The organism is Candidatus Endolissoclinum faulkneri L5 (genome assembly GCF_000510265.1).
Taxonomy (GTDB): Bacteria; Pseudomonadota; Alphaproteobacteria; order Thalassobaculales; family Thalassobaculaceae; genus Thalassobaculum; species Thalassobaculum faulkneri_A.
In genome coordinates this window covers 276,980-289,893 of the sequence record NZ_CP006745.1, presented here as the reverse complement: position 1 = coordinate 289,893, position 12,914 = coordinate 276,980, and the positions used below count along the sequence as shown (strand labels likewise).

The 12,914-nt window shown below is 36.8% G+C and carries 7 protein-coding genes and 1 tRNA gene; 3 read left to right on the top strand and 5 right to left on the bottom strand.

The features are described from left to right. Nucleotides 1–345 precede the first annotated feature (345 nt). Nucleotides 346–417 (top strand) — tRNA-Thr (locus P856_RS00950). A 1,403-nt stretch (nucleotides 418–1,820) separates the two neighbouring features. Here the strand turns inward: P856_RS00950 and P856_RS00945 are convergent. The 5 genes from P856_RS00945 to P856_RS00925 form a co-directional block, all read right to left on the bottom strand. Then, nucleotides 1,821–3,464 carry an ABC transporter ATP-binding protein gene (locus tag P856_RS00945; RefSeq protein ID WP_025300309.1) on the bottom strand — a complete coding sequence of 548 codons (1,644 nt, stop codon included), beginning with the start codon at nucleotides 3,462–3,464 and terminating at the stop codon, nucleotides 1,821–1,823. A gap of 2 nt (nucleotides 3,465–3,466) precedes the next feature. Beyond that, entirely contained in the window at nucleotides 3,467–4,402 is a 936-nt protein-coding gene (locus P856_RS00940; protein ID WP_025300308.1) for an ABC transporter permease, read from the bottom strand. Next, complete coding sequence (locus P856_RS00935) at nucleotides 4,399–5,340, bottom strand: ABC transporter permease (protein WP_025300307.1); 942 nt, start codon at nucleotides 5,338–5,340, stop codon at nucleotides 4,399–4,401. The genes P856_RS00940 and P856_RS00935 overlap by 4 nt, the downstream gene beginning before the upstream one ends. Nucleotides 5,341–5,369: 29 nt before the next feature. Further along, nucleotides 5,370–6,977, bottom strand: a complete 1,608-nt coding sequence (locus P856_RS00930; protein ID WP_025300306.1) for an ABC transporter substrate-binding protein — start codon at nucleotides 6,975–6,977, stop codon at nucleotides 5,370–5,372. Nucleotides 6,978–7,947: 970 nt separating this feature from the next. Beyond that, nucleotides 7,948–8,967, bottom strand: a complete 1,020-nt coding sequence (locus tag P856_RS00925) for a polyprenyl synthetase family protein (RefSeq protein ID WP_025300305.1) — start codon at nucleotides 8,965–8,967, stop codon at nucleotides 7,948–7,950. Nucleotides 8,968–9,439: 472 nt separating this feature from the next. Here P856_RS00925 and P856_RS00920 point away from each other — a divergent pair, with 472 nt between their 5' ends. Both P856_RS00920 and metF read left to right on the top strand, forming a co-directional pair. After that, nucleotides 9,440–10,183 carry a tRNA1(Val) (adenine(37)-N6)-methyltransferase gene (locus P856_RS00920; protein ID WP_025300304.1) on the top strand — a complete coding sequence of 248 codons (744 nt, stop codon included), beginning with the start codon at nucleotides 9,440–9,442 and terminating at the stop codon, nucleotides 10,181–10,183. A gap of 1,571 nt (nucleotides 10,184–11,754) precedes the next feature. Next, complete coding sequence (metF, locus tag P856_RS00915) at nucleotides 11,755–12,633, top strand: methylenetetrahydrofolate reductase [NAD(P)H] (protein ID WP_025300303.1); 879 nt, start codon at nucleotides 11,755–11,757, stop codon at nucleotides 12,631–12,633. Nucleotides 12,634–12,914: the final 281 nt, after the last annotated feature.

The window sequence follows — 12,914 nt, the reverse complement described above, 5'->3', positions numbered from 1 at the left end:
TTTAATCCGCTGACGGATTAGCAATATGATGTTAATTTCTTGCTTATTACTAATGCATTTTTATCCCAAGCTTTCAACAATCATTATAATTAGCAAATTGTTAACAGTTAGTTGAGCTTCTATAAAAATTTTTTTCATCTTCTATTTTACATAAATCAATTTAACAATTCATCTGCCTAATTTCGCGGATAATTTCTAATTATACTAGAGCATTTTAGAATAGTTTGAATACATCATTATTAATTTTATCAATCTACTTGCGCTTAACCATTTTCTCTGGCAATGTATATAGGGTAAGATAGTGGCTTTCGCATTTTAACACCATTATTTTGCCAGTTAGTAGATGCTGCCGTAGCTCAGAGGTAGAGCACTCCCTTGGTAAGGGAGAGGTCGAGAGTTCAAATCTCTTCGGCAGCATAAGTTAAGTAAAAATTTTTCTCAACCTACGACAAGAGAATTCTCTTGTAATATGGGATAACAGGCTTAGACTCTGTTATCCCATATCCCAATATAATGTTATGTTAATTCCCAATATAATGTTATGTTAATTGTAGAAGGATTGTGCAAATCAATTATAAATTCAAGAAATATATAAACGCCCCTATTCTACTTGTTAGCCTATATTATAGTTTAAAAGAATGCAAAAAATAGCAAATCAATCTATAGCCTGTACTTAAGTATTAGGCTATAGATTGATTTGCTATTTGAGATTAGATATTTATATTGTACCCAGTATACATCTTTTAAACTATGAAATTCCATAACCAATTCTAAAACTAACAGTTTAACCCTTAGTAATTGGTTTATAAACTACAGATGGTAAATTGGGAGTTTTTCAAATGCCATATTTACTTCAATGATATGTTTACTGTAAAAGTTAATTTACAATACAATAGACTATAAAACTTGTGTAAGTTTGCTTTCAACCATATATTTTAAAGAAAATCTTTAAAATAATAAACAAAAACATTCTACAATAGAAAAATTTAAGCAATTACTGATTTCAAAAGTAATGTTTTAGCAGAAACATTAAGCCAAACCGCCCCTAGATTAATAATAAATTGATGTAACAAATCCATTAAAAAATTTATCGAAAATACTGTAATAAACTAGTTTCGCACATTATTTTAAAACTCGATTTGAAAATCAATTAATTTAACATAACAAACAATATCTAAGTAATTATAATACTGACTCTTTAAGAATTACCGATAATACAATCCTTAGCTATATGTTATGCTATGTTTGAATATTAGCTCTACAAATAATTATATAAAAAATTATTCACCATACAAAGGTATTATATCGCATCCATGATGTGCTAAACACAATCAAAGAGCCTATTAAAAAGATTTAAACTTAAGGTTAATTACTAACTAATGCAAGTTAGTACACCAGTATTAGAAATAATATTACTATATTAGTAATAAATATTACTCCAGTTCATAAAGAAAATGATGTATAAAGGCAATTATTTATTGATGTATAAAGGCAATTATTTATTTTGGTTTTTAAATAAATAATTTAATTCCGTAATAAGACAGTCTATAGCAGACTAATAAAACATAATTAAATTAATGAGTAAAAATCTAGCGGCTAGATAAATTTATCTCTACTCAAAAAAAAATGCTATCACCTCTATATACTTAGAGGTAAAGCTAACCAAAATACAATGATCTTTAAGCGTTAATACAAAACATGCTAAAAAAATATTGATGCAAAACTAATATTTTGCATTGTTCCCTAATAAATTTTTCTCTAGTAAAAGAAATCAAATAACTTATTTTTATATTAATAATTAAATTTTTATAAAAAATCATTCATGTGGATATAGAGACATTAGCAAAATCAAAACCGCGGCCGGGCGCGGCAGCAAACAATGCGCGAGTATATTCATGCTGTGGATTATCAAATACTCTCGTGGCTTCACCATATTCGACTACTTCACCACGATGCATTACTGCAACTGTATCGCAAACTTGCGCAGCTACACGCAAATCGTGTGTAATAAATAAGACAGCTAAATTTAACCTGCGCCGAACATCATCGAGCAATTCTAGCACCTGAGATTGAACTGATACGTCTAGAGCAGAAACAGCTTCGTCGGCAATGATTAAATCTGGTTCCATAGCCAGTGCGCGAGCTATGCAAATACGCTGACGCTGCCCACCAGAAAATTGATGAGGAAAGCGATTTAGCACATCTGGATCAATCCGAACTAGAGGCATCAATAAACAGGCACGATTATATGCTTCTTTTTTACTCATACCATAGTTAACCAGTCCTTCGATAATTGATGCACCAACGGTACGACGTGGATTGAGAGAGCGATATGGATCTTGAAAGATTATCTGAACCCGACTGCGTAAAGCACGCAAACTATTCTGGGAAACTTGAGCAATATCATAACTTTCCAAATATATGTGACCGGAAGTAGGATCAATCAATCGAGCAATGCAGCGTGCAACTGTAGACTTACCGGAACCTGATTCACCAACTATGCCTAAAGTTGCCCCACGTCGAATTTCTAAATTAACACTATGAGCAGCACGAATTTCGCGAGTTTTTTGAAACAGTCCTCTTCTTACATATGTCTTACAAAGATTTTTAGTTGCTAAGACTATTGGCGCATTCTTTGTAAGCGGTCGACAATGCGAAACAAAGTTTGGCACTGAGCTGATCAACATCTTTGTATAAGGTGAGTTAGGCTGTTTTAAAACTAATTTCGCTGGCCCCTGCTCAATTACTCTCCCCGCTTGCATAACAACCACACGATCAGCAATCTCAGCTACCACACCAAAATCATGTGTGATAAAAAGCACGGCTGTCTCATGATTATGCTGGATTTCCTTAATTAGCCTAAGAATCTGTTCTTGCGTAGTAACGTCGAGTGCAGTAGTCGGCTCGTCTGCAATTAGCAAAACCGGATCCAAGACTAGCGCCATTGCTATCATTATGCGTTGACGTTGGCCTCCAGACAACTGATGCGGATAACTATCAGCTATACTTGATAAGTCAGTAAGCTGCATTTGTCCCAAGATATTGATAACCTTAGCTCTCCGCATTGCATAATTCATAGAAGTATGAGTGACTAGTACTTCGTTTATTTGATCACCACATGTCATAGTTGGATTTAAAGCTGTCATCGGCTCCTGAAAAATCATCGACATGCGTGCACCACGCAATTCACGTAAACGTTTAGCGCTTACTTCAAGTAGGTTTTCACCCATCAAATCAATAGTACCGCTACTAGGAGTAAGCTGGTCTTTAGGAAGCAACCCCATGACACTAAAGGCAGTTACTGATTTACCAGAACCAGACTCTCCTACAAGGCAAAGTATTTCACAAGGATCAACATAAATAGAAATTTCCTCTATTGCATGGATACGATCGCTATCATTCGGCAAATCAACCGTAAGATTTTTAATTTCTAATATTGGTTGAATTTTACTTTCATCTGTCATGTTTATAATCGCTTACGCATACGTGGATCAAGAGTATCCCTCAATCCATCACCCAGCATATTTATCGCCAACAGAGTAGCTGCAAGAAAAATTCCAGGAAATAATATGTTGTGTGGATAAATACGAAAGAGTAATCGCCCCTCAGCCATGATATTGCCCCATGTAGGAGTTTCTGGTGAAATACCTACACCCAAAAAGCTTAAAACTGCTTCTACCAAAATCGCTGAACCACAAATATATGTACCCATAACAATCAAAGGTGCAACAATATTTGGCAACAAATGGCGAAGAAGAATCATAGGCAATCTTGTACCAACAGATACTGCAGCCTCCACATAGGGTTCATCTCTTATCGACAACACAATTGAACGAACCAGCCTTACTACTCGAGGAATTTCTGGAATAGCAATGGCTAAAATCAAGGTTAGTAAGCTTGCATTAACTAAAGAAACCATAGTGATGGCTAGCAATATGCCTGGAATAGCCATTAACCCATCCATTAATCGCAAAACAATAGCGTCAAGCCAACGAATATAACCCGCAACAAGACCAATAACCAAACCGATAGCAAGCGATAACATAGCTACCAGGAAACCAACAGCAAGCGAAACCTGTGCGCCATAAATTACTCGACTGTAGGTGTCGCGACCTAAAGTATCGGTACCCATTCGGTAGGTCCACTCTTGCACTGTCCCATCAGGAAGAATCGTAAAATGCTTTACTCCTGGTTTATTATTTCGCCAAGCTAGGTCAATAGCACCTGGATCCATAGTATCCAAATAAGGAGCAAAAATAGCAATGAATATCACAAATCCAAGCACTATTGCACCAAACATGACACTGTAATTGCGAGTAAGCTGTTGGCAGATCTTCGCTATACGCATAACGACATAAGCTGATCCAGCAGGAGGTACTATTTTTTCTATGCCTTCGGTCAATATCGGATCCTTGGGTCAAGTAAACTATAGGTTAAATCAACTAGTAAGTTGACTATCACATAGAAAAAAGAAAACAATATAACAATCGCTTGAATTGTTGGATAATCGCGATTCAGAACCGCATCCACAATTAGACGACCAATGCCAGGTATATTGTAGACACTTTCAGTTACTATAACTCCACCTGTTAGAAGAGCTATGCCAATACCGATTACAGTAACTATTGGCACTGCTGCGTTACGTAGAGCGTGCTTAAGAAGCACGCTGTTAGGCTTCAGGCCCTTTGCATAAGCAGTACGAATATAATCTTCGCCTAAAACCTCAAGTATACTTGCGCGAGTTATGCGAGCGATCAGTGCAATATATATTGCACTGATCGTTAAGCTAGGAAGAATTAATTGGTGCAAAAATGGCCAAAAGCCTTCGGCAAGCGGTTTGTATCCTTGAACAGGAAATAGATTGATCTCAATAGCAAACAAATAGATTAGTATGTAACCAAGCACAAAAGCGGGAATCGAAAAACCAACAACTGATAAAGTCATAATTATCCAGTCAATCCATGTATCATGCTTATAAGCTGCAATTACACCTATAGGAATTGCCACTAAGATTGTTATAATAAGAGTAGTAGTTGCCAAAGCTATAGTAGGCTCAACACGTAAAAGTATTAGTTCTGAAACTTGCTTTTTAAAAAAGTAAGATTTTCCAAAATCTCCTTTAGCAATTCCAAGTATCCAGGTTCCAAATTGTACTAAAACTGGCTGATTAAGGCCAAGTCTCTCACGAATTTCAATGATCTGCTGTGGTGATCCGTTATCCCCGGCCAGTACTGCTGCTGGGTCGCCAGGTGCTAAACGCAAAAACAAAAATACAAATATCGTCACTATCATCATAACTGGAATTGTGGCAAGCAATCGATTGACGACAAAACCGAACATGCAGTCCCCACTTGGTCAAAGGTGAGAGGCTATTTGGCCTTTGTTAAGTTCCAAAAAATTGGGAATGGCCCGCCGATCACATTAGACAACTTATCGTTCCTCCAGGAGGAGGGCCTATAGTACTGGCCGCCGTGAGCATGAGTGACGATTTCCATCGCGCGAACTTGCAATTCCTCAGCGATACTCTTCTGAGCTTCACGATTAGTTGCACGAACAAATCTATCCCGCAATTGCTCCACCTTATCATCGCAAGGCCAACCAAACCAGGCTTTGTCACAGCTTGCATTAAGGCCGGCTGATACGATCGGGTTCATAATGTCAGCCGTAGCCCAGGAGGTCATAAAAATATTCCATCCACCATCAGCTGGCTTATCTCTTTTTGCACGACGTGCTACAATCGTTTGCCAATCCATAGCTTGAAGATCGACGTTAAATCCAGCTGAACGCAGCTTATCTGCAACTACTGGTCCTAAATTATTCAAAATATCTACGTCAGTCGAATGCATCACTACTATAGGCCTACCATCGTATCCAGACTCTGCTAGCAACTTATTAGCCAGTTTAATATCCGACTTCATCAAAATATTAGCACCTTTATCAGTTGCTAGTTCACTGCGGCAGGAAAATATTGCTGGGCATTCCTCGTAATATTTCGGGTTACCAACAGTCGCCTGTAAAAAGCTCAGCTGATCTATCGCTGCCAGCGCTGCTCGGCGCGCTTTTACATTATTAAAAGGGGGATGCAACCAGTTAAGTCTAAACATAAATTGATTGCCAAGTGGGTTCAAAATTCTTGTAGTAATATTCTTCTCTGTTTCAAACAAAGGTAGTAATTCGGCAGGGGGTGATTCAATATAATCAACTTCTCCCTCAATTAGGGCGGTTACCGCAGTCTGGTGATCTTTTATTGAATGCCATTCAACCCGATCTACGTTTACAACTTTACCACCCGATCCCCAGTCTGCAGGTTCGATACGCGGAACATAACCATTAAACTTCTTGAAAACCGTCACATCACCCGGCCTCCATTCGTCAAATGCAAAAACAAATGGACCAGATCCAGTATAGTCAGTAATCTGTTCGCTAGCTGGAATAGCTGCTACCCTTTTGGGCATAATAAAAGGAACGTTTGCACTTGGCTTAGCAAGCGAGTCCAATACCAATCCGTAAGGTTCTTTAAGCTTGATCTCAAAGGTTTTGTTGTTAACTACATTAAATTTAGCAATAAACTCCATCAATTTCTGGCCCATAGAATCCTTATAACCCCAACGCTTGATTGAAGCGATGCAATCATCAGAAGTTACCGGTGTTCCATCGTGCCATTTCAAACCTTCACGCAAAGTCAAAGTGTATGTTAACTTGTCATCGCTTACGACATAAGTATCAACCATCTGAGGATGGACTATATTTTTACTATCCATCGCAAATAAAGTATCATAAACCATGTATCCATAGTTGGTCGACATATATGCCGTAGTCCATATTGGATCGATAATCTTCAGATCCGAATGCATGACTGCACGCAAAATTATTTCAGCGTAGGCTTTTGATTGCATACAAACAAAAATAAGTAATACGAATGCTACTGCGACTGTATTAGCAGCAGCCTTTTTCGGAAAAGTGCATCTCAAGTTCATTCTTTACTCCCTAAAAACCTAAAATTTTTATCTAGTTTACTAGAAGGAGCCAAGTTATTGATATTTTATTTGTCAATATTTAAGATACAACAAAAGTTCGTTAAGTAAGTAATCTGTATCATTGAAGCAAGCAAATATTCTAAAAAGATTAAAAAAGTTTACGTCATACTCTTCCTAATTAAGTTAACGGGTTAAATCTATCAAATATAACCTTGAATTATTTCGATAAAATTGCGAGATTTCTAATGAAAAAGAACCGCAGGTGAATTATGCTCCCAATTCTAAATGATATGCAAAAATAAATAAATTGTATTAATGTTACAGGAAAAGCTATACATAAATTGATGGTAGATGATTTTCTTAAGACGGCGAGTTGTTGGTAAATTGCTAAGCAAAATAGCATAGTCTTTTCCTTTGCTAACCAAACTTTTTTACTTAGATTAAAACTGTGCGATTTCTTTTAGCTTTACTTAAAGCATCAGATATGCGCTTTTAATATACAGCGAATCCGGCGCAACAAACTTAATCTATAGTGTTCTAATTAAAAACAGTTATACCCAAGACTATAAGCGTAGTTGCGATATTTAGCGCTAAGCCATATCATTAGGTGGTATAATTATCTAAGTATCTTGTTCAGCAAGAATACTCTAATACTGAATATTTAAGTTAATAAAAATATTGTTTTTAAGGAACTTAAAAGAACAGCGGCAACATGATCAATATCTAATTATAAGCGATAGTTTATAAACATTACATAAAATTGTCCATGACAGATTTGTGCGAGTAAGGTTACAAGATTAAGACTAAAATAGCAAAATAATTGTCACAATAAAAACTTACCCCGTAATGATTTTGATGTATAAGCAAATGTATTAAAGTACAAGTTTAACATACAATCTAATCTCTCCTAAAGCAGCAAAATTAATCTTGCTTTTAAGCGAAATTAGATTTTATGACTCACCAAGAGCCATCAATAAACACGATCAACACAAAAATCAATTACTTCGTTCATAGCTATACGATGCGCGGTAGGTGCAAATAAGCTTAAATTGCGATGCGCAGCATTTGCATACTCACGAGCCCTTTTTAAGGTTTTCGATAAAGTACCATGATGTAACATTAATGACTGAGCGTGAGTCAAATCTTCCTCATTCTGTTTCAGATCGCCGATTGTGCGACGCCAAAATGCACGCTCTTCATCATTGCCAGCTGCATAAGCCAATATAACTGGCAAAGTGATCTTGCCATCTCGAAAATCGTCGCCGCGTATAAGCTGCTCAGCAGAATAGTCAAGCACATCATCCGTAAGTTGAAATGCTACCCCCAGATTACGACCGAATGCTTCCAGCGCTCGCTCTTCTCGTTCTGGGCGCTCAGCAATTACTGCGCCTATCTGGGCTGCAGCGGCAAAAAGTACAGCGGTTTTATTTTCGATAATTTGAAAATAAGCAGTTTCAGCAGTTTCAAGGTCGTTCTTGATTATTGTTTGATGCACTTCGCCTTCCGCAATCACTGCGGACGCATCAGATAAAATCTTCAGAACCTTCAAAGAGCCATCTGCCACCATAATCTGAAAAGCACGGCTCAATAAAAAGTCACCGACTAACACGCTAGCCTGATTGCCCCAAACAGCGTTAGCAGTACCTTGACCACGACGCAAATTGCTTTGGTCTACTACATCATCATGCAAGAGAGTAGCAGTATGAATAAACTCAACGCAAGCAGCAAGATCTATATGTCGAGTACCCTCGTATCCCACCAAACCAGCCGATGCTAAAGTTAGCATAGGGCGCAGTCTTTTGCCCCCTGAAGTAACAATATGTCCGGCGATTTGAGGAATTAATTCTATTGAGCTTTGCATTTTGCTGATTATAGTACTGTTAACATCTAGAAGATCATCCTTGACAAGCGTATGCAAAGCGTCAAAATTGGACCTACAGCAGTGATTATATAGCCCAAACTGGGGTGCTATGGAGGTAATAACTGACACGTTTTCCTCATGCGACGTTAACTTAAATTGCATACTATAAATGCTTGCATAGAAAAAACGATAAGGAGTAAATCAATCGGGAATAATTAAGACTCAGTATTATATTAACGTTAAGACTCAGTATTATATTAACGTAATTCCAATCAGTCGTACTCATTTTTTTTGAGAAAAAGCTAATAAGCAGACACATTAAGCAGACACATCTAGTAAAACTTGCTATTTTCAAAAACCATTAAAGATTATCGAAATGGGTATAAGGAAATTGCTATGTATAGCATACATAGATGATTCTAAGATTAGTAAGAATTATTTTTTGCACTATTAAGTTCTATAGAATAAAAATCTTTTTCAATTATTCATTTTTTTTAACTTGGCAGATTGCGCTCTAATTAATTTTTATGCTGGGATTTTATTTTATATTGCGGGTTATCTTTGTGAAATAAGTTTAGAGCATAAAGGAAGTAAATTTTAGGTGATCGATACCACAAAGGTAGAAACTATTGAGAGCTTTTTGCTTAACAAACGAGTACGACTAGTTCAACCAAAGAATGGATATAGAGTGGCTATTGATTCAGTCTTGCTTGCTGCCGCAGTACCCGCAAGAACAGGTGATAAGGTAGTTGATTTGGGCTGTGGTGCATGTGCAGTTTGTGCTTGTATAGCTGAACGCGTCAATGGTGTAGAAGTGATTGGCGTAGAACGCGATCCGGCAATGGCTGATATGGCGCGACGAACTATGTCAGCAAACGGTCTTACAGGACGTATCGAAACAAATGATTTAACTAACCTCCCATGCACCTGGGAAACTGGTCAGATTGATCATGTCGTTGCAAATCCGCCATATATGCCAACCAATCGTGGATATCCTTCACCGAACACTAAAAGATCGACATCACGTGTGGAGATTTGGGCAAGATTAGCCGATTGGATTATTGTCGCACAGCGTTGCCTGAGACATAAAGGGACGATAACTTTAATAAATCGCGCAGATCGCCTTAATGAAATTTTGAGTACGTTAACCCACGGATTTGGGTCAATTGTTGTATTTCCCCTCTTTCCCAAAGCAGGTCGTGATGCTAGGCGAGTACTAGTTCAAGCTGTTCGCAGCAGCCGGGCGCCCATGCGACTTACTTCAGGTCTTCTTCTTCATGAACCCAATGGGAATTACACCTCAAAAGTAGAAGCCATTTTACGTGGTGCACCTATCAATCTTTAGAAAAAAGCTAGCCAATAAGATAAAATACATCAATCTATGCTCTTAATGTGTAATTACCTTAACATTAAAATACATCAATCTATGCTCTTAATGTGTAATTACCTTAACATATAATGCTCTATATCTCCGATAATTTCAATTAGCAAGTAAATTAACAATTAGCCTAAAATTATATAACCATAATATATCCAGTTATCGTATGTAGATAAGGCTTAATTATATAAAAAATTGTACAATATGATAAATAAACTAGATTTTAGAATAACAGTAAGAAATCATCTATATCTTGAATGATATTAATCTTTACTTAGGATGTATTAGTTATACTTTTCATAAAGTGCACAAATTACATTAAACATTAACTAAAACACCATTGAATAATATAAAAATTATAAATTTGCGCGATAAAATTATAGAAGCGAACGCTTGGCCAGGATAGCATTAGCTAAATTATGATTACTACTGTTATATAGTAATAACTAACAAGGTATCTAGCAATTATAATAAGTGTTACTTAAATTATAGTGCGTACTGATAACTATTACCGCTCAACCTAAAATAGTTAATGGATGAGAGAGTGTAAGCAAACTAATTATTTATTGCATCAATTAAACCATAACTCTGGTGAGGGAACAATAAAATTGCTATTATTTTGCTAGATTAATTTTAAGATATAATTATTTTTAATATGTTAAAATTTCTCACTTTAACGATTATTATTGGCGTTGTGTCGGGCGTATTATATGCGATTTGTTGGATTTACCGCGAATGTAAAAATCGCATTTTAACGAACAACATGACTAGCCGTAAATCTAGCCGGCAGGATCAAAGTGATACGATCGAACTAATATATGATAAACTTACTGGAGAATACGTAATCCGCAATTGTCAAGATAAACAAAAATGAATAGTTTTGGGAAAATATCTCATTAGTCTTAGTCATTCTTCCCGAATGGCTAAGACTAATGTAAAAAATGTATTTTATCTACGCAGTAGTATGCTTAGACTGTTTTATGATTGATTAAATACAAATCAACCTTGTTGTTAAACGCACAACACAGGAGTATAAAACTCCTGTAACTTGAAGTATTTTTGACCAAACAACCTAATTAGGGAATTATATATAGTCGGCATACTTGCCAATGATATTACTTGTGGCCAAAACATAGCTAAAGTCAATACTTAAAATCACAAAGCATCACTGTGACAATGTTATGTATTGTGATTCTTAGCAATACATTTAATTTGCAGTAAAGCATGAGAACTTTTGCATCTTTATCGTCTATGCCACCGAATATTATAATATTATGTTGGCTTAAGCGTTATATTTTTATGATATTACCTCACTCCGCAAAAAATTTTATAAACAAAATAATCAACAAAATTTTTCGGTTACAGCTATTAACCGAAGGAATAATATCGCCTTCTAAGTTAAAGGATCGTTAGTTATTTTTATCACATTAACTAAATATTCCTAATCTTTATGCGAAACTATATTTGGCAACTAAACTAATAATCAAAAACATAACTGCCAAGTGATTGAATGGCGGTATATCGAAGGTATAAGCGTTATGTTTAACACGCCAAACGTTAGCTTTGAGTTCTTCCCACCAAAGGATAAAGAAGGTGAAGCAAATTTATTGCGTACTGTATCCTGTCTGGAGGCATATCGTCCTTCATTTGCCTCAGTAACGTATGGAGCAGGCGGCAGTACACGCGAAGGTACCAGCCGTATTATTAAGCGCTTAGCAGAAGAAAGCACACTGACTCCAGCAGCCCATCTTACCTGCGTCGGAGCAACTCGGGAAGAAATTAACGAAATTGTTCGTGCCTGGCAAGCAGCAGGTATTAAGCACATCGTCGCTCTACGAGGCGACGCCCCAGCAGGAGCTGAGAAATACCAACCGCATCCAAATGGATATGCAAATGCAGCAGAATTAACTGCTGGTTTACGTAAGATGGGCGATTTCGAAATTTCTGTCGGGGCATATCCGGACGTTCATCCGGATAGTCCAAGTGTTGCCGCTGATCTGGAAAACTTAAAACGCAAAATCGATGAAGGGGCAAATCGGGCTATTACACAGTATTTTTTTGAAGCTGATACTTTCCTACGATTTCGTGACCTTTGTACTAAAGCTGGAATCAACGTACCAATCGTGCCTGGTATATTACCGATCATAAAATTTAAGACGGTCTTACATTTTTCTAAGTCTTGTGGTGCTGTAATACCTAAATGGATCGTGGATCTATTTGACGGCTTAGACGAAGATCCAGAAACTAGTCAGCTTGTCGCCGCTGCCACTGCTAGTGACCTGTGCATGAAACTCATGACAGAAGGAGTAGAAGACTTCCACTTTTACACATTAAACCGTTCACAACTTACCAGCGCCATTTGTCGTCGTCTTGGGCGACGACCCCATAATGCAAAATGTAACTTGAGTAATAGCTAGTTCGAGCTACGCAATAAGCAAAAGACTATAAGTAATGGTCTTTCATCCCTGGCTTGCCAGTTTTTTGCTGAATGATGAATAGTTCTTCTTTGAATATGCTGAAACATAGTTTTAAACAAAAATATCCTTGCTAATAAAACTAAGAGTTATAAAGCTAATAATGAAAAACTGTGATGTTATCACTGTGATGTTTGTTATCACTGTGATGTTATCTAATATATTAAGATATTATATATTAAGATATTATCAATTAGTTTTAGTTCAACAGCAGAACATGAATC